At 57.3% G+C, this 19,030-nt stretch carries 13 protein-coding genes and 1 pseudogene; 3 read left to right on the top strand and 11 right to left on the bottom strand.

Annotation, left to right across the window (positions count from 1 at the left end; all coding sequences use genetic code 11):
* Positions 1-71 precede the first annotated feature (71 nt).
* The 5 genes from P0R31_RS27670 to P0R31_RS27690 form a co-directional block, all read right to left on the bottom strand.
* On the bottom strand, positions 72-218 hold the full coding sequence (locus P0R31_RS27670) for a hypothetical protein (protein ID WP_275517572.1): 147 nt from the start codon (positions 216-218) through the stop codon (positions 72-74).
* Between the two features lie 1,036 nt (positions 219-1,254).
* Positions 1,255-3,465, bottom strand: a complete 2,211-nt coding sequence (locus P0R31_RS27675) for a hypothetical protein (RefSeq protein WP_275517573.1) — start codon at positions 3,463-3,465, stop codon at positions 1,255-1,257.
* A 552-nt stretch (positions 3,466-4,017) separates the two neighbouring features.
* A complete protein-coding gene (locus tag P0R31_RS27680; protein ID WP_275517574.1) occupies positions 4,018-5,298 on the bottom strand; it encodes a DUF2130 domain-containing protein in 1,281 nt (426 codons plus the stop codon).
* A 31-nt stretch (positions 5,299-5,329) separates the two neighbouring features.
* Positions 5,330-5,515 carry a KTSC domain-containing protein gene (locus tag P0R31_RS27685; protein WP_275517575.1) on the bottom strand — a complete coding sequence of 62 codons (186 nt, stop codon included), beginning with the start codon at positions 5,513-5,515 and terminating at the stop codon, positions 5,330-5,332.
* A gap of 44 nt (positions 5,516-5,559) precedes the next feature.
* The gene (locus tag P0R31_RS27690) at positions 5,560-7,485 is read right to left on the bottom strand and encodes an ATP-dependent nuclease (protein ID WP_275517576.1); all 1,926 of its coding nucleotides are present in this window, start codon (positions 7,483-7,485) and stop codon (positions 5,560-5,562) included.
* A 406-nt stretch (positions 7,486-7,891) separates the two neighbouring features.
* Between P0R31_RS27690 and P0R31_RS27695 the strand changes: the two genes are divergently transcribed.
* Positions 7,892-8,509: a hypothetical protein gene (locus tag P0R31_RS27695; RefSeq protein WP_275517577.1), complete on the top strand. Its 618-nt coding sequence runs from the start codon at positions 7,892-7,894 to the stop codon at positions 8,507-8,509.
* Between the two features lie 378 nt (positions 8,510-8,887).
* Here P0R31_RS27695 and P0R31_RS27700 read toward each other — a convergent pair whose 3' ends face one another.
* Entirely contained in the window at positions 8,888-9,163 is a 276-nt protein-coding gene (locus tag P0R31_RS27700) for a hypothetical protein (RefSeq protein WP_275517578.1), read from the bottom strand.
* 2,222 nt (positions 9,164-11,385) lie between these two features.
* Between P0R31_RS27700 and P0R31_RS27705 the strand changes: the two genes are divergently transcribed.
* The gene (locus P0R31_RS27705) at positions 11,386-13,344 is read left to right on the top strand and encodes a glycoside hydrolase family 127 protein (RefSeq protein WP_275517580.1); all 1,959 of its coding nucleotides are present in this window, start codon (positions 11,386-11,388) and stop codon (positions 13,342-13,344) included.
* A 52-nt stretch (positions 13,345-13,396) separates the two neighbouring features.
* Positions 13,397-13,674, top strand: a pseudogene (locus P0R31_RS27710) (hypothetical protein); the annotation flags it as partial.
* A gap of 604 nt (positions 13,675-14,278) precedes the next feature.
* On the opposite strand, the gene P0R31_RS27715 reads toward P0R31_RS27710, so the two are convergent.
* The 5 genes from P0R31_RS27715 to P0R31_RS27735 all read right to left on the bottom strand — a co-directional run bounded on the left by P0R31_RS27715 (position 14,279) and on the right by P0R31_RS27735 (position 19,005).
* A complete protein-coding gene (locus P0R31_RS27715; protein ID WP_275517582.1) occupies positions 14,279-14,923 on the bottom strand; it encodes a hypothetical protein in 645 nt (214 codons plus the stop codon).
* A gap of 115 nt (positions 14,924-15,038) precedes the next feature.
* Positions 15,039-15,476 (bottom strand): ImmA/IrrE family metallo-endopeptidase, encoded by a 438-nt coding sequence (locus P0R31_RS27720; protein WP_275517584.1) that lies wholly within the window; start codon positions 15,474-15,476, stop codon positions 15,039-15,041.
* A 236-nt stretch (positions 15,477-15,712) separates the two neighbouring features.
* Positions 15,713-16,135, bottom strand: a complete 423-nt coding sequence (locus tag P0R31_RS27725; RefSeq protein ID WP_157287251.1) for a type II toxin-antitoxin system VapC family toxin — start codon at positions 16,133-16,135, stop codon at positions 15,713-15,715.
* Positions 16,132-16,386 carry a FitA-like ribbon-helix-helix domain-containing protein gene (locus tag P0R31_RS27730; protein WP_157287250.1) on the bottom strand — a complete coding sequence of 85 codons (255 nt, stop codon included), beginning with the start codon at positions 16,384-16,386 and terminating at the stop codon, positions 16,132-16,134. Before P0R31_RS27730 ends, P0R31_RS27725 begins: the two co-directional genes overlap by 4 nt.
* 1,476 nt (positions 16,387-17,862) lie before the next feature.
* Positions 17,863-19,005: a Wadjet anti-phage system protein JetD domain-containing protein gene (locus tag P0R31_RS27735; RefSeq protein WP_275517637.1), complete on the bottom strand. Its 1,143-nt coding sequence runs from the start codon at positions 19,003-19,005 to the stop codon at positions 17,863-17,865.
* Positions 19,006-19,030: the final 25 nt, after the last annotated feature.

The following is a 19,030-nucleotide window of genomic DNA, read 5'->3' on the forward strand; positions in this document are numbered from 1 at the left end:
CCCTAAAAGGGGACGAAAATAAACGTCCTGCTGCGCGCTTTGCGGCCGATCAGCCGCCCAGCCAGGCGGAATCAGGTGGAGGAGTTTGAGGTGACCTCACCCGGGGGATTTTGACCGACCGTCGGGGAGCCAACTTCGTCAAGAGCATCGACAAGCTTCTCGTCTTCGTCCTGCTCAAGAAGCGGGGCGATATGGAAGACAAGCGTCTTCGATTTCACTATCAGCTACTCCGAGAACGTGTATTTCGTACTTTCCTCCGCGGGAGGATCACTTTCGGAATCTGCAGAATCGGATACTGGATCAGGTCGCGACCTGACGCCGCACCAGCGTCGCCGAGCTCAGGATCCAGTTGTTCAGCAACCAGCTCTCATTCTGGCACTAGCGAGCAATCGAGCTGGTTGCCTCGTCGAGCCCGCACGACATCATCGATCCAGCGAACAGTCCGCCCCACCGTCGGCATGGCCACGATGTAAAGCTGCGAACTCCGGGACGCCATCAGACTGGACTATGACAACGTGGCGAACAATCGTCGAAGTCCACGGCCAAACCTAAGGCGAAACCTAAACACAGGCCCCAGTCGCGTCGCAGAAAGTCGAGCGGCATATCGGAGGGCGGGGGCGCAGGCGGCCGCTGGATACGAATACCTGATCGATGTGTCGGTTTGGCTGGCGGTTGAACTGGTGTTGGCAAGCCGTCTCGCTCAACAACTCATCCTCGAGTCCGCCAGCGAGGACGACATCGAAGCCGATCTCGACGAGCTTCGAGCCGCGGCGGCTCTGCGGCGCTCGACGGCTACCGGTTGATCGTCCAGGCCAAGCTGCGGACAAGGACCTCATGGACGGTGGCCAGTTTGAAGCGTCTCCTCGAACATGGCGAGGCACGCGAGTCGGGGGCAGAACGGCTGAAGGATTCCCGCGCCCGGTACCTCCTGGTGACTAGCGCCGGATTGAACGGAGAGGCCACGAATTTCGCGTGCGCCATACCGGTAACTGGCCGAACGTCGGGGCTATCCCCCGACGATTGCAGGTATAGCCAACCGTCCCTTCGGCACGATCACTGGTATGATCCAGTATAGGCATGCCTCTGACAACATTATTCAGTCTTGGGCGAGGTGCGCGGGCGTCACCCTATAGGACGCATTACGAAGCGCAGGACGGCCAATCAGATTATGGCGGAGGCGAAAGCAACCGATCATGCCCGCCGATCTCGGCAGTCCTGACAATAGCTTGCGCGAACGTATCAGGGCCAGATCGCTCACTCGTCAACGTCTCGGAAAAGGGATGAAAGAGCAGCATGTTGAGGAGTTGAAGAACTCGTCGGCGCAGTTGTTGACGGACTCGGCCGATAATCGTCATACATATCACTGAGCGCGCGGCTTATCCCATCTGACGCAGCTCGCAGAACGTTGCTATAATCTCCCCTACAAGATAATGCGCTTACGAAAGTTCTCAAGGCAGACTCAAAGAGATCGAAATATTCGTCGGGCGGGCTATCGGAATCCCACTCCCCTCGCAAATGGCTTATTTGATCATCAATGCGTTGGAATAGTTCCGTCTCGATCCGGTCCAGGAGAGCCTCGCGCTCATCGTCTGTAAAGATTGCTCCTAGTCGTGGTTGTTGGAGAAAACTTGCGTCTGCATGCTCGATTGCGGCGTTCTCCAAAGCGCTCTTGAGCTTCTGAAGGTGCTCGGAGGGAAGTAGGCCCTGATCGTGAAGCTTGATTGCGAGATCGGCATCAGTGTCGTCTTTAATCGGTATGTGATAGTGGAGAAGGCGATCCAAGACATCCGGACGTTTTCCAAGCATTAGCAGGGAAAAGGTCTTGTTCGCGCGATACGAGAGGAAGCTTGCAATTCGATAATCTTCGAGGGAGGAGAGACGCTTCGCCAGCAGACCATGCAAACTATCAGGCACAATCACTGGAGCGCCGGTGACGATACACCCCGCACAAACGACTTCCCTCGCGATTGAATCAGGCTTCGCCCCTCTCAAGTAAATGTCCACGAGTTCGGCGTTCTGCGCAACATAATGAGCGAATGCATCACTGACAGTCGGATGTTTATACGTCCAAAATTGACCATGATCGTCGGCTGACAGCAACAGCAGGCTGCCATTGAGAGCAACGAGCTGCTCACGCACCGCGCCGATCGTGACGCCGAATGCGTTCGCCGCTGGCGCGATGTCCTTCTCGGAGACGGGGGATCTCACTTGCGCACCATTCATGAATACGACCGCGATGGCCGCTCGACAGTCGGCGGATAAGTTTGTGATCGTCTCCAACAAAAACTGTTCAGGCTCTGCGAAAAACTTCAGTAACGATTCTCTTGAGGTATCTATGGCCCCCGCGAAGAAACTCGATCCCAAGCGTCGCGCTGTCTCAGGCAAAAAGTCTTTCCGCTCCGCTATCTCAGGCAAGCTTGGTTTAATCTCCGCGCGGAAGGCGGGCGGCTGATCACCAAGCTTGACATGATTGTAGAGAATTTGAGCCTTCTCCTGCGTGGATAGCTCGTGTACGTTGATGACCACCTGGCTCTTGCTGAGGATCGGCAACGCCTGAAATTTCAAGTCGCCTCTTGCTGCCTGCCAAATGTAGTCGCGGGAGGTCATCAAGAATCTCGCGCCCGAGGCCACCGCCGCCTGCATCAGCGGGAAGACTTGGTTCCAGAGCTCGGAAGTCTGCCGCTGATACTGGGTGTTTCCCCACGCATCATCGATCCAGAAGAATTGCCGGTCGCCGGGCGACAGGCGCTCCCGAAGTTCTTGCGGAGAAGTCACCTTGATCGTAGCACACTGCCAAATATCGGCGGCGCCTATAGCTAAGCTTGCGCCGATTGTAGACTTGCCGGCAGCAGGTGCACCAAGCAGGAGCACCAAATTGTGCGCACTGATAGCTCGCACGCTTTTGCGGTGTGCTTCGGTGACGACCAGGCGCTGAAGGTCGTTGCCCATGGCCGATAGAATCAACTGCGCCTGGGCGTAGGCCCGCTCATCCAGGAATTCGTTGAGGTCCCCGAGACCATACAGGCGGGGCGCCATCATCCTCAGTCGCGGAGAGGACCTGACTTGCCTTACGATCCACTCATAACCAAACACGCGGCAGCGCCCCACCCCGTGCTTTTCGAACGCTTCCTTGATCTTTAGCTCGCTTGCGCCTGATACGGCATGATTTGTGAGAATGATGTAGTCGGCTGCCAAGCGCCGCTTCGCAAGCTTTCTTGCCTTCTCCAACTCTTCAGTGAGAATACTCAAGGACAAATTCGAGGGTTTGGACGCAAATTTACATTGGATCGTTGATGCACCAGCTCCCGGATCGTCTCCGTCCCATCGGCCAACAAAGGCGCCGTCGCGGCCGGCATCATTGCCCGGCAAGAAGTTCTGAACGGGACGACGGAGGCATTCTTCGGCAAGTGCAATGCAGAGATCCTGAAATGCTTTCCAGCCGAGAAGATGCAGAGGATACGTCATTTGCTAACTAATCCGCTTTGACCTGCCGTTACAGATTTAGTTTGCCAAGTCGAAAGATGAACAACTTTGATGCACTGGTGCGGATGAAAGCAAGGCTCGACAAACGGACAAGAGGCCGAGATTGAAACGCGCAGAGCTAGGAAACGAGACCCGACCGAGAGGTCAGGTCTCGCTACGCAACACTCGCCGGGAACATATCCCCGGCGTCGTCACTGGCCAATCTGAGCCGTGCCCAAATTGTCAAAAGCCGAAGTCAAGTTGTCCCGGAAGGGACCGGAAGTGGGAGCACACATGCTCCAACTTGCCGAAACGCCGACGCAGATAGGCATTGACCTAAACAGACTTTGGCTGGCCGCCATGGTTTGCCATAGCCGCCTCCCTTTCTGCTTGAGCGGGTTACAGCCCGCCGGCTCGGACTCGCGAAACGCGGAGTCCCCGACGCGGGAGCCCGGCGGTTAGGCCGGCTGCAGAGGGATTGCCGTTGAAGATGCTGGACTTTAGCCCGATTCGGCTTCGCGTTTCCACATCGCCCAAAGCGCTTTTGCGGTCATCTTACGATTGCTTTGCCTCAGCTCCGGGACCGTCCAGCAGTGGCGTGTCCAGGCTCTCTATTTCAGGCATGGCTTTCCCTGCGATGCCTTGCAAATCTCCATACATGCCGATCGTGGCCTCAATGACGCTGTTTAATTGGCTTTCGCGCTTTGCCCATAAGCGCGTCATGAACTTGCGTTCCTTATCCAGATCCTCGCGCATGTCATTGAAGCGTTCGACGATGGCCTCGAGACGTTGCCGGAATCTCTTTCCGGTCAGATACTGATAAACCTCCTCAGCCTTGCTGAGCTGTCCCTGCTGCATGGTGCGCGCACCGTTGACGGCCACGAGCGACTGCCGAAGAGCTATCGCGACCGGGACTGCGCAGCGCGGATGAGCTATCCAAATGCCATCCACCAAATCGAAGTGTTCAATATCCTTTGGAAGAGCGTTCGAGATGACCAACGCAACATCGGCGCCGCAGCGTCGTTGATCATCCCGTAACTTGGGCAGCCATCCGTCGGACCAGTTCTTTGTGCGTTTTGACTCCCACAAGATCACCCCCGCAGGCACCCCGATCGCGCCGTTGACACGCTGAATGACATCAGCGCCGAGTTCACCCTTCGCCACCGGTTCAATCACATCCGTCGGAAACCGCGCCCTGAGCACGTCCTCCAGTTCAAGCTCCAGGACCTCGCCTTGGGCCTGCTGTGAGGTTTGCTCGGCCTTTCGCTTCAATTCCTCGATCGTGCGGGCCATGCCCGAAATTTGTTGATCCTTTTCCGACACCTTGAGCTTCAGCTCGTCCTCAGCCTCCTGCCTGGCCTTCGTTCTCACGCCGGCAAGTTCCTCCTGGACCTTCTTCTGGACCGTCAGATCCAGCTCTCTCCGGGCGTCCTCGATTTCGCGCTGTTTGCGCAGGAGCTCTGCCTGGTCTTTTTGGGCCGCGGCAAGCTTCGCGTTGTTTGTGGCCAGCAGCTCCTTCAGCTCAGCCGTTTCCCTGTCCTTGTTCTCGAGCTCGAGGGCTGCCGCCTCACGGGCCTTCTTGGCTTCGCTGGCCGCGATTTGTGACCGCTCACCTTTCAACTTGGAGGCGACCAACTCGTCGATCTGCTCCCGCGCTCTCGCAACTTCATTCTGCTGTGCCCGCAGTTCTTCGGATCTCCTCGCGAATTCCGCTTCTTTGGCTGCCAGCTGGCTTTGAAATTGCTTTTGGGCTTGCTCAAGCAATGGCGCCGCGAGCGATTCGGTCAGCTTTATCTCGCTGCTGCATTTTGGGCAGGTGATAGTTGGCTCGATCATTGGCTCGTCCGTCCTTCCTCGCTGCTCTCCTCTATCTGACTCGTTTAAATCGGAAACCGGCATCCTTGATAAAGGCGTTCAGGTAGCTCCCCACCGAAGCGGCTGCTTTGAGGCCTTCGAACTGCGCCTTGGGCACGGCAAAGTAGTGATATTCACTGCCATTGAGGTATTGTACGCCCAAGACCCTTGCGTCCTCGTCGTATCCGACGGCGCTCACCGTGCTGGATCGCACTCTCACGTAATCCATTATTGCCCCATGTCTCAAGCCAGCGCCAGGATCGCTGCACAAAGGCTGTCGAGCGTCGGCATCTTTGCACCTTTCTCTCTCAGGATTGCCAGATGATCCCCAATGTGGACGGTGTTCTTGACGAAGCTGCCGGAGGGGCTGCCCAATCCCTTGGTGGCCGCCGAATAGGAACTGTCCCAAAGCGCGGCTCCTGCCTCATGCTTGAGGATCGCGCCGAGATTCTCCGGCCAAATGGCATAGCTGCTCGTCCACACCGGATTGTCCGGAAAAGGCGTGGTTACATCACCGTCCAGCAGGGCGAGAATTTTCAGGTTGTCCAGTTTGTGAAGGTTGCGGCGCCCCGGGTTTTGCTCGTTGCCATCGGCATCAAAGACGACAAACGTCGGAATGCCCAGTTCCTTGGCGATCAGCAGGGGCTCAATTAGCGAGCTCTTGCCGTTCGCGGCAACAATGTTGCAGCCCGACTTGCGATAAACATCCCAAAGATCTGAGTATGTCATCCACGCGGTGATGTAAGCCGTGTCTTCCAGACCCTCCACCAACACCAGCTTCTGGGTGAAGAACATCTCGTTGAGATGCGGTTGCAGAGCTTGATGGAGCTGCGCCCGCTCCGCCTCAATCGGCCTCACCTTCTCTCCGGATATCTCGGATAACCTTGCGACGACTTTTTCGCAGGTGGTCCAGCGTATGCTGGACTCCTTTTTCGTCTCATCCCTTCGAACCAGACGCACATGTTCAAAATGCCTTCCGGACACAAAGTACGGGCTGTGGGTCGAAACCAGGATCTGCGCATTTGCTTCGCTCAGCTTCTTGAAAACCGAGGCCAAATGACGCGCTTGCGGGGGGTGTTGATAGAGCTCCGGCTCCTCGCATCCCAGGATCAGCCGAGGTTGTGCCGACTCGTTCGTCGCGGCGAGCTCTTGAAGGAGAGCCAAAAGATAGGATCGCTGAAGGCCATGCCCAAATCTGGCGAGATCGCCTGAAAACGTTCCCTCGCTCGCGAATAGCCGCGCCGCGGGATCGGCAATCTGCACGGACTTGAGCGGGTCCTCGGTCCATTCCAGCCGTGCAACCGCCTCGGGATGCGCCCATTCACCGAGCTTGGCTGTCAGTGCTTGCGAGAGGTCGTCCAGCGCAGTTTGCTGCTTCTGGATGATGTTCTTGTACGCATCGAGTGTGGTGTTTCTGAGTGAGGCGATCTCTCCATCGAAAGTCACCTTTGAGCGCACCGTCCGTGCGAGGAGCTTGCCCAGTGCGGTGTTGCGACCTTCAACGTTCTCCTTGGTCGCATCCTTGACTGCGGGGACGTAGACCCATTGGACATAGCGGGATAGACGGTCGCCGCCCTTGCTGAAGCCGTAGAATTGATCTTCGCTATCAATCAGAACGCATCGTTCCGGGTGATCTTCCTCGTATGATCGAAGCGCTTGGCGATTGGCTTCTTTACTGCCCTTTTTGGGAAGACCGAACTCGGGGTGAGTCTCGCGTATCCCCTCATAGATCCCCGCCAATTCACCGGCAGCAGCCCCGTCGTTGTACTTGCGGAAGAATTCGCTGAACTCGTTCATGGCACTGCGTTTGGCGAACTGGCGAACCGTCGCCTTGCGCGTCGTGTCGCTAAATTCCGCAAGCGCTGATACGACCAGGATGCCTGACCGGTAGTATTCGGAGAAATCCGCCTGCGCCTCGGGCTCGAGATCGTGGAAGGTCAATGTAATCTCGATCGGCTCTTTGGTGTTGCCGTTGTGGAAATCTTCGGCGTCAAGCTCAATGAGATTTGTCGGAGCTTCCTCCGTCTGACGGAAAAAGATGTTCAGTGCGCAAAGTACAGTGGACTTTCCAGCGCCATTCGGTCCCACGAAGGCCGTGTAATCATCCAGATCAACCACCATGTTTTTGAAGGACCGAAAATTCTTAACGGCGATAGACTTAATCTTCAAAAGTAGTTCCCTCATCTAAGACAATCAAAGGTCGCATCTAAGAGGAGCCCCTGGGACTTCAAACAGTAAGTGCTTGTGGTGACTTCAGCCTGGCCCAGACGCTGTCAGGGACAGTTAATCGGGCCTGCAATTGTAGCTCCCGCCGTGCGCTCTCGCCGTCCATTCTCAAAGGGCGGCCGGCTCTCCTGCCGTTGAGCCTAGCTTCTTTGCTGCGCTGCATTTCACCCAATTCTTGGGCTACCGAGCTTAACGTATCGTCCGCCCGGTTGATTTGCGCAGCTTTCGCGCGCCTCCTGCGGTTTGAGACGAGCGTTCCCCCAAGGTCGCTTGTGGACCCCGAGGTCTGGCTCGAGATCCTCGGACTCCAGGAGGTTGGTCGCAACGACGAGCCCGAGAGGCCACGCGCATGTCGTTTGTCATAGGCTACACCGATCCCCCTTTGTTCGGCGGCTTCATCGAGCATCTTGGGTGCTGCGTCTACGGCGGCACCTACGAGCCGGGTCATCCGACGGCGGACGAGCGTGGATTTCGCTGCGGGGACGTGCTGGCGCCTATGAAGGAACTTGGTCCCACCCTCGTACGATATCCGGGAGGCAATTTCGTCTCCGGCTACAATTGGGAGGACGGCGTCGGCCCGTGGAGAGTCGCCCCGGCACGGCTCGATCTCGCCTGGTTGAGCACCGAGAACAACCGCTTCGGCGCGAATGACTTCATCTACTGGTGTAGGGCTGCTGGCCTGGAGTCGATGCTGGCCGTCAATCTCGACACCCGCGACGGCGACGCTGCGCGCAATCTGGTGGAATACTGCAACTATCCCGGCGCCACGGCCTGGTCGGATCTGCGCCGCGCTCACGGTTGGGAGAAGCCGCGCGTGAATGTTTTCGGCCTCTCGCTGACCGATCTTACGCCACGACCCGAACGAGTGCGTAGCCTTCCCTCAAACAGGTCCGGCAAGCACCAAGCCCACGAACCTAACGCATGTGCTGTTTTTGGGAGATTTGACGCGAGGGTTTCCCGCGTTTAGTTATATGTGGGCGCCAGCATATGCGCTTGGCAGAAGGTAATTGTGCCATGTCTGACATGGATGGCGAAGCAAGCATCATGAACTCCTATTTCCGGCGCTGGCTTGCGGACTACGAGGAGTATCATCGCGCCCCATGGAATTGCGCGATGCACGTTTTGGGCATCCTGTTCTTGTCCCTGGCTCCCCTCCTTCCTCTTAGCCTGTGGTTCCTAACAGCATCGGAATCAAGATCCCCGTGGCAATTATCGCACTCGCGCCGGCGCTGATCTTTGGCTTTCGATCGACGTCACGCTTGGTTTTGTTATCCTTGGCGCTGCGGTTGCTTTGCTTGAAGCCGCGGCGTGCAAGCCAGGCGCACGATGAAATTCATTCGCCAACTCAGTGCGGTTGCCCGTCGCCTCGGCTGATGAATTCCAACACCGTCTCAGCGTGATCGATCTCACGTGAGATACGCTTCAATATCCGAATCGTAGATGCTCGCGTAGCAATAAAACCGGCTCTTTTGTAAGCAAGCTTCAAATGATGCATCACCGTTTCGGGGGTAGGAGCGAGGCGATTCTGTAGGGCGCTAATTGTCATTGATGAGAGCATCTGCTGCACCACGCTTTCTTCCGCTTGAACAATATTGATTGCCTCTTCTGACTGTGGGCTCATGTTTAGTTGGAATCGCATATCGGCGAAAGGGTGTGCGTTCCGAGGCGACGTCGAAGCTCTTCGCCGGCCCCGCATCGGTAGCTGCAGGAACTCGGCGCAAAACGCTGGACGCGCGAAGAAAACACGCATCGTCTTCAATCTCGTCCAAGAAGGAACATTTGGCGGTGCAAGATGAGGATTCGCATTTGTTGTGGCAGCGTTTTCTGGATACATGTTGCCTAGCCTGTGTTGCTTCCCTCCAATGAGCGTTGAAATGGAAAACTGTGTGATCGTGCGTGCATCAGGAAGACTATTGGATCAGCTGCGCGAGGAGGCGTACCTCGTTTCACGAGGGCACAAGGCGAACTGGTGGATCGAGCATGGTGACCAAGGGAGACGCTTTTGCTTCGAGAGCGTCGAGGCGAAAAAGGCATTCGCGTCGATCTGCGAAAGCCTCGCTATTTCGTACAGGGAAGCTTAGGGAGGCGTTCCAATCAGAGCCAGCATAGCTGAAAGCGCCCGGATGGCTTCACGGCCGGCTATGTGCGTGCGCCCACGCTGGGATGGCAACGATCGGACCATCACGCTGCGCAGATTAGTGCCGACGCAAAAATGGCGCTCCAAGGAAGTGAGGAGGAAGGTTTGGCCCCACCGATTCGCTCATCGCATACTGCCGCGCCATTGCTTTCGGCGTCAACCAACACGGCGCACACTCGCCATCCTCGCGAGGACGCGCCGTCTTGCCGGATCCCGACCGGCATGCCGAGCATCTGGCATCTCAACGAGATGCATACTTCAGTCCAGATGAATATCGCTACGTTGCGGGAATATGCGTTCGGCCGCATTTGGAGGTCGATTTTGTGCGGACGGCTCGCGATGCTCGTCATGTTCGCTTCCCGTGGGCTAGTCCTTGCCGATAGAGCCGCCCTCCCCGAGTTTCTACAAAGCGATCGGACGGCAAGGATACGGCGCAGGCCATGGCAGAGGTCTCGGCTATTTTCCGCCTGCTTGTTTGCAGCACGCACTCGCGCAAGCCGAGCCTTGTATCGCGCAACAAAATAGCCGCGCCTCTGCCATCCTCCGCCTCATTGGCCCTTGCTTTGCTGCGCGCGCTGGCCTGCGAACCCATTTCAAAGCCTTCGAATTCGTCGTATGGAAACTTGCGGATTGACTGCGCACTCCTTCTGCATCAGCTACGTCGACATCCTTTCGTTGTCTTGTCGGCCATGCTGCATGTCGAGCGCATACTGCTGCAGGAGAGATCAAGACGTGCGGTAGACGCTCCTTCCCTTCTCGGAGCATAGAGCGGCAAGACGTTGCGGAACATCGATCAAGTATGGCGCGACAATCAGGATGAGAGCGAGTCTCACCTGATCGCCGCCGCCCAGATCAAGCCACGCGCAGGCTGAGGTCGGAGGCGGGCGCGTTCTCGCCGTTGCCCCGTCCGGTCTGGCAGTTGGATTTCGCACGGAGGCCGGTTGAACGCACTTTGCCGGGTCGTCGCTCGTCGATTCTCCTCCCCTTACTTCTGTTTTGGTCCTCTTTCTCTCGCAAGCCCCGTCGCCTGCGTCGTCCAAGGCGGCCAGGCGCGCCTGCGCATCGGCCTCTCGATTTCCCCAGCCGAGAATGATCGCAATTCATTAAGTCAGCAGGGTCAGCGGGCGACGCGATAACGCATTCGCCTCGATACCGACCTAGGCGCCACTATCCGCGTGCCTCGAGTTTACCGGAGCGGTCATGATCGGTCCGCGGTCAACCGGCATCGAGCGCGGCTAAAGCGTACGAGGCCCTGCTCGGAACGGGATCAGCAACAACGCAGAGCGAACCGGAAGACGGAGCGCAGAATCCCACGTCGAAGCGGCGACGGACTGATGGATACTGAAGACGAGCTCGTTGCAAAAGAACGATTTGCGCCTTGCCGGCACGAAAATTGCTGTCTTGAGCCTCGAGCGTGCTGGTCAGAGCGATGTACGGAGATCGACAATGTCTTTCGTGTCGAGCGTCATGGAACGTCCGATTCTATTCGAAAAACCTGAGTTCTCTCTCCGCCCCGCGGCCAGAAGCATCACCAGAGGGCCTTCAATCGCTCATCATGCCGAGATCTTGAAGCCCGGGAGGACGGGTGAGCTGACCACAGCAGGCAAGGATACAGGCTGCCAATTCGCACCCGCAAACTCGACAATGCGGTACGGCATGATTTTCGTGAACTACCGGCCCGTGCACCCGCCACGATGGAGAGCCAGATGAATCGGCCGACTGTTACGGAAGTCAATCTCCATGACTTACGGATCACCGATCCGCTCTTTGGAAAATACCAGCAATTGGTGAGGGAGGTGACGATACCCCATCAGTGGGAGGCGCTGAACGATCGTATTCCCGAACTCGCACCGAGCCATGCGATAGCAAACCTCCGGATCGCAGCAAACCGAGCAAGTGGCGAATTCTACGGCCGGGTTTTTCAGGACAGTGATGTGGCAAAATGGCTGGAAGCAGTCGCCTGGTCGTTGTGCACCACACCCGATCCGGAACTGGAGAAAACAGCCGATGACCTGATCGAGCTGATGGAGGCCGCCCAATGCGGCGACGGCTATCTGAACACTTATTTCATCGTAAAGGCGCCTGGGAAACGATGGACCAACTTAACCGAATGTCACGAGCTTTACTGCGCCGGCCACTTGATTGAAGCGGGCATCGCTTTCTTTCAAGCGACAGGTAAACGGCGCCTGCTGGACGTCGTTTGCAGGCTCGCTGACCACATCTGCTCGGTTTTTGGCCGGGAGCGCGATCGTTTACAGGGCTATGATGGCCATCCGGAAATCGAACTTGCATTGACACGCCTCTATGAAGTGACGTTGGAGCCGCGATATCTCACGCTAGCTAACTATTTCGTGGAGCAACGCGGCACAGAGCCGCACTTCTATGACCTAGAATATGAGAAGCGATCCCGCGATCGGAAAGCACACGACAAATCCTGGATGGTCAGACGGAAAGACTATAGCCAGGCGCACCTGCCGGTCACCGAACAGCGAACTGCAACAGGTCATGCGGTTCGGTTTGTATACCTCATGACTGGGGTTGCCCATCTGGCGCGTCTGCTTCAGAACGAGCAACAACGCCAAGCTTGCCTGCGGCTATGGCAAAACATGGCGCAGCGGCAGATCTATATCACCGGCGGCATTGGTTCGCAAAGCGCGGGCGAAGCCTTCAGCAGCGACTACGATCTGCCGAACGATACTGCGTACGCGGAAAGCTGCGCGTCGATCGGCCTGATGATGTTTGCCCGCCGGATGCTGGAGATGGAGGCGGACAGTCACTATGCCGATGTGATGGAGCGTGCTCTCTATAACACGGTTTTGGGCAGTATCGCCTTGGATGGACGGCATTTTTTCTATGCCAATCCACTCGAAGTTCATCCCAAAACGCTCAGGTCCAATTGCGGCTACAGTCATATCTCGCCGGTACGACAGGGCTGGTTCGGCTGCGCCTGCTGTCCGCCGAACATCGCGCGACTTTTCACATCAGTTGGTCATTACATCTACACGCCACGCTCCGAGGCGCTCTATGTCAATCTCTACATTGGCAACAGCGTGGCATTCGCGATTGGAGAGCATACGCTACGATTGCGCATGAGCGGGAACTATCCCTGGGAGGATCGGGTGGAGATTACCGTGGAATCGGAGCAGCCAATCACCCACACGCTCGCGCTGCGCCTGCCGGAATGGTGCAGCGCGCCGGAGGTCAAGCTGAACGGCGAACCGGTCAAATGCGAGCCGCGCAAGGGCTATTGGCACATTCACCGCACGTGGCGGCAGGGCGATTGTTGCAAATTGCAACTGCCCATGAAAGCACGCCGCGTATATGGTCATCCACAACTTCGCCACTTGGCCGGCAAAGTGGCTATTCAGCGTGGCCCCCTGATTTATTGTCTGGAAGAAGCCGACAACGGGCGGGAGCTGCATAATGTTTGGCTGGATGCAGACAGCCGGTTTTCGCTCGTTGAAGGCAAGGACCTCTTTGCCGGCAAAATTTTGTTGCAGGCTGAGGGCTTTCGTTTGCGACACACGCTCTCTGAGGAAGCGCCGCTTTATCACTACGACAAAGTGCCTGGAAACCGGCAACCGCAACGTTTGACATTCATTCCGTGGTTCAGCCGGGCCAACCGCAACGAAGGTGAAATGCGCATCTGGATTAATGAGTGGTGACTGAGGCCATGATCGGCGCTTTGACAGCATCTCGGCCGGAAAGGAGGGCACAGGCATCTGGACCAACTGGACGTCGGTGAGCAAGGTCGAGGGGGGCGAGACGGCCAACGACCTCTACGCGTTCTTTACGACGGAGCCCAGGACGAAGTCGGTGCTATCCACCAGAAGGCTATGCTGGTGATCCTGACGAGAGAAGACCGCGCCTTGGGACGTCGCCCTGAAGTTGCAGCGGCCCCTGTCAGACGGGGCGCTGAGGACATCGCCCGCGGCGTGAACAGCCGCTGCGGAACGAATGGACAAGCCTCAGGCCAACAAACATTTCCGAAATAAGCATACCCACACTAGCGAGCTCGTAATTGCGCTCTGTGGACCAATTGGCTCCCCCATTCACGGGGTGGCACGGACGCTCAAGGAGTGCCTAGAGAAGAGCTTTGAATACGATTACGCGAAGATAGTAAGCGCTCAGCCAATACCCCTCATCGCACCAATATCAATGTGCCAAACTCGCAACAGGAGGTTCTGGACTGCGGCTCAGACTCGCCGTTGGTCGCCAAAACGCTGCTGACCGGCAAGCAGCTTTGAGAAGGGCTTCCTAGGTCCCCAACTTCGAGTCTACGAAGACAATTGAGCTCAGCTTCGAATGCTTGAAGAATTTGGCTGCGATTTCCGCTCGCACGATTGGCACATCACCCTTCGACATCAGGGAGCGCAAGGACGGATTGTGATGGATTTACCTTAACCTGGAAACATTGGCTCCAGCGACAAGGTTTCAATCTTTGCACCGGGTTTTGCCTTCGACGAAAAACATGCAATTTGAGACGGCGGCCAAACCGCCGTGATGAAAGCGAGCGTCGAATGCAGGGAGAGTCCTGCGATGCCAAGTATGTCTTCAGGATAGACCAGCGTTTATGATTGACGGAACGCTATAGGCGGCTCAAGATGGCGGTTCTCGCCCGTATGCTCTGCATCCGATTGCGAGCCTGGAGCCTGTCGCTAAGGAGCCTACCGCAGGTGCATAGGGAACAGGCTTAGGCAGGATGACGTAGCCGTTCTGCACAACCACGAAGTAGGTGAGCAGCGCAGCGAATGCCGCGAATGCCAGCAAGTAGACGGCGCCGACCAAGAAGCTATGGCTCCGCAATGATTTTAGCGTCCGCTTGTCGTTATCTGTCTTCTCGGTCGTGAGCACGCCTTTAAAGACCGATCCTTGTTCATTGATCGACCGAAAATCGGTGAACAAGAGTTGCGCTTCGATGAGCCGGATTGCCCGTTCGCTCAGGTGAATGATTTGCCGGTTGCGTCGATCCAAGCCAAAAAAGAAGATTGCCAACAACGCCCCGGCGCACGTTGCAATCTGCCCCGGCATATAGCCGACCATCTCCCGTCCCTTGAACAGATAGAAGCATCCGCCGAACATGAATGGCGCCAGGATAATGAAAAAGTGGAATAGCTTGGTCCGTTGCCGCGCGTGGAAATCGAAATAGCGCCACGACAGCTCGAAGCGCATTTTCTCAAACTCCATGGTAGCCCGCGCATCCTCCGGCGGAGTGGCGCGCGAGAGAATTTCAGTCAATTGCATTTCCTGCCCGTTCTATTTGTGGCGATAAAGGTTTCAAACAGGTCGCAGCTCTCAGTCTGACGATAGTCTGATCCGCTTTCCGACATGCTCCCGCCAGAGGCCGAGTCGCTTGATTCTATAGTCGACCAATTCCGATGAGGTCCCAAATGCAGAAGCGATCTGCTCCGAAGAGCGTTTCTTGTTCACGGCAGCAACGATGGCAGCTCTCGGTAGGAGCGTCGCCGAGGCGGAGATAGTAAGCGTCGTGTTCCTCAGACTTGTCATAGGTGCGCCCGTAAGCGTCAGCGATCCTGGCAATCTTAGTTAGTTTGTGCCCGAGCAAGATGTGCCAGAACTCCTCCAGCAGCGTAACCCGCTGACGCTCCACGGTGTGGGTATCGTTCAAGAGCACCGCCCAATTCTCGTGATCAGGATCAAGAGGCACGCTCATTGCGGACCATTCGCCGGCGGCTTTTCTCCTCAATTGGCTTATGGTTCGAGCTTCCAAACAGTCAGCCTTCCCGACGGGAATAACTCGGATGCCGTCCACCTGGACGCGAAGACCGAACGCCATCTGGCGCCGAAAGGAAGATACAGCCTGGCGACTCCCCTCCTTCAAATCGATTTCAAGTCGGCATCGGCGTCATCCGGGCTACATTTCGGCTGTTCAGATTACAATGTTGAACTCGCAATCAACCGACGTTTTTCCGAACAGTCTCGCTCAAGCTTGGGAAGGGGGTGGTTTTTACCGAGATCAGCAATTCCTTGCGCTTTCTGCCGTCCCGGTAACGCCCCCGCTCGACAACTCTCTCAGCTGGTAACGGTCCAGGGATCAATCATCGTCAGACCGGCGGCATTGAACGCACTCGTGTCGCGCGATGCCACGGCGAACCCATGCGCAGCGGCGATCGCAGCGATGTAGCCATCCGGCGTAGGAAAGCCTTTTCCGGCCGCGCGCGCCTTGACCGCGAGTTCGGCATAGCGCCGCGCCGCGGCGGTATCGAAGGGCAGGATGCGGGTCGCGAACAGGTCCAACACACCGTCGAGCGCAGCTGCCAGCCTATCCTTGCGCTTGCCGCGCTGCAGCGCGCCGATGCCGAACAACAGTTCGGCGATAGTGACGCTGGAAAGAAACAGCGTCTCGGCCGCCTGGGCGTCGAGCCAGTCACGCACCGATGAGTGCGGATCGGGCTTCATCGCCTCGGAGACCACATTGGTGTCGAGCAGGATCATTCGAAGCGCATCGGCTCGGCAGGACGCGCCTCGCGGCCATGTTCAAGTGCCTCGACATCGGCATTGGTGAGGCCGATCTTCCGGCTCATCTCCGAAAGGGCGGTGCCGAGGCGCAGCCGGCCCTCGGGACGCACGGCGGCCTCCAGAATGGCACGCATTTCCGCTTCCGCGCTGCGATTGTGCTGCGCGGCGCGGACTTTCAGGGCGCGATGTGCCTCCTCGGAAAGATTGCGGATGGTGACAGCGGCCATGATGGCATCCAGACTGACTGCGATGCTATCAAAGTAGAGTGTTTGATAGCATTTTTCAAGAGTGATTGCGGCGCTCACGCGTCGCCGAACCTCAGCTCTCCAGCTGCGGATAATACGAACTTTGTTCATCAATTCGGATAGCCGACATTTCTCACCCGCGGATTGGGTGGTGTCGCGCGGTGACCTGAACTCGCGGATGCAGGCGATTGCTGACAATGTCCGCGAGGCTACTGTCGTTGGCCGTAGACGCCACGCATATCGCCTGATCCGGCTCTAAGCCGGATTATCGTCCTCAGTCGTCCGAGCACGGAAGGTCAGCTGCGGAATTTGGTCTTTGAGTATCCGACGCACGGTCTTTTCGTGGACCCAGCAATCCGCACCGATGGCCATGAAAGGCCGGCGGACCGCCTCCATCCGGATACGCTCGACCAACCTTTCAGTCATTCGATACCGATAGTCCACTGGTTGAAGCGCGGCCCGCTCCGCAAAGCCCGCACCGAAACCTCAACCGGTCGATCACGATCACGTGTCGCGCAACATGGAAAACTGCCCCCTCATATTGCCTCAGATGAAAATGTTACCGAAACGCACCCTAGTGTCTCCCGAATCAGCTGCCGCGAGTCCGAGCAAGCCGCTCGCGAAGCGCGCCCTCCAGAGCGCCGTAGCGAGCGAGCGGCTTACCGGATCAAAGATGCTCGATTTCAGCCCGAAACACACCCCGGGCTCGTCGATCGGCTTGCCCCATTCTGGCAGATCGCTACCGCCCGATCATCACCGGCCTCAATGGCTCTTGCCTGGCTGCTGTCCAAGGCCGCGACAATCCGCGTCATTCCAAGCGCGACTAAGGAGCAACTGAGAGCGAACGTCCGGAGTGCATAAATTGTCCTCACTCGAGAAGAACTCGCTGCTCTTGAGCAAATCAACTAGGCGCGACACCCTGGAGCGCCCTCCTTGCCGGAGCGCTGGACCTGCAGCCGGTGCATTCGTAGAAGAACCTGTACGCATCGGTAGGCGTCGTCTCCTCTTGCGCGGCGGCACAATACGGACAGGTGACGGTCGATTGGAAGCAGGGATGAGTCTTAGGCGCGACGGTCGTTATTTCGTGACCGGCTTGGCGTCGTAACGTCCAGGATGGCGCGCAAATCATCCAAGTCCAGGACAAGCTTACAAATCTTTTTGGCGGGCGTCTCACCGAAATTGTCTGCCATGACGTCAACAACTACGGCTCGCAAGGAATTTTCAACCATCCCCACCTCTGCGTGGAAACGAAAGCCAGCGTCCGGATACGTAACAGGACATGGAGTTCTTGCCCCGACGGTTCTTAGTTCGCTGACTGCCGTTCATTGGGAAGCGGATGACGTCGGTGCTGATAAATGGCCTCTCGGTTTTGCTTCAATGAGACAGACAAATCATAGTAAAAAACGGCCTGACCACGCTCTGTCACATCAATTCCCGCTATTGGCCACCACCAAGATTTCACCAGGCATTCGCGGGCGGGAGCTTGGGATCAAGCTCCTCCTGCTCCAGCCACTTGGCGTCATCACGCCTAAGGTAGGCGACGAGATCGGACATAGCAGACGGCATGGTGCCAGTCGGCAGCCTAGTACGATCAGCCGGCAGCTTGCCCAGCCTATCGGCCAAGTCTACCGACATAAGATGAGGCTTCAATTCCCGCGCTATCGCACGCTCTATGGTACGGAAGATCCAGGTCCCGTCGGGATCGATGTCCGACCAATGAAAAAATGGAATGTTCGCAGGGAGTGCCGTCGCAATCGTTTTTAGCGCGCTCTGGGTCGCAAGCGACGGATATCCACCCACATAGATGGTGATGCCCACGCGATGAGGATCGGCCTCCATGATGTGGCGACTGAAGCTCGCGAAATTCTCGACCGTGAGCACGTATTCTGGCCGCTCGCGAAACCGCAGACGCTCAGCCTCTGCAGGCGGTATACCGAAATACCTGGGCGCTGCGGCTGACAATTCGGCTACATCGAAATCGAGACGTCCCGACAACAGAATTGGTGGCGCAAACTTCTCGAGCCCCAATGTCCGCAGGGCATCCCGTGGACGCGCGGCCGGCGGAACCTCGACCAGCTCGCTCAAGAGCCGAACAACCGGTCCTTCGAGCCGTTCAAGGGCCTTACTATCGCCGGCGAAGCGCCGTGAAAAGGTTCGGTAGTCGAGGCCGACGTGACGTTGCTCAAAGATTGCCTTTGCCATGACAAAGGCCGGCCTTAGGCGATCTGCGTCGTCGAGCGAGAACCCTTGCCATTCCCGGCCGCGCGACCAAGCTGACCGAAGAGCGTCCAGCGACGTCTCGAATTGGACCGGCAGTTCGAGCCCCTCTAGCAGGCGGCCCGTCGCTGCCTCCATGAGCTGTCCTACCGGCCGCCGTCCGAGCAGTTCGTACAACAGCGGGGGGCTCTCTAGCCTAGCGTGCTTGATCTGCTCACTTTTGAGCCCCCGCCCCCTGGTTATGCGGATTCCGCCGCGTCGTTCCACATCGCGGAGCTCCCTGACAAACTTGTCCATCTGAGCGACATCGATAAACCCGTCATAGTCAGGATAGGCGATCGGGCTTTCGGCGCCGCCTTCATAACGGTCTAGAAGATCCGACATCAGCAAGCGGGCGTCAGTGAATTGC

It is taken from the genome of Bradyrhizobium yuanmingense (genome assembly GCF_029167105.1).
Classification (GTDB): Bacteria; Pseudomonadota; Alphaproteobacteria; order Rhizobiales; family Xanthobacteraceae; genus Bradyrhizobium; species Bradyrhizobium yuanmingense_A.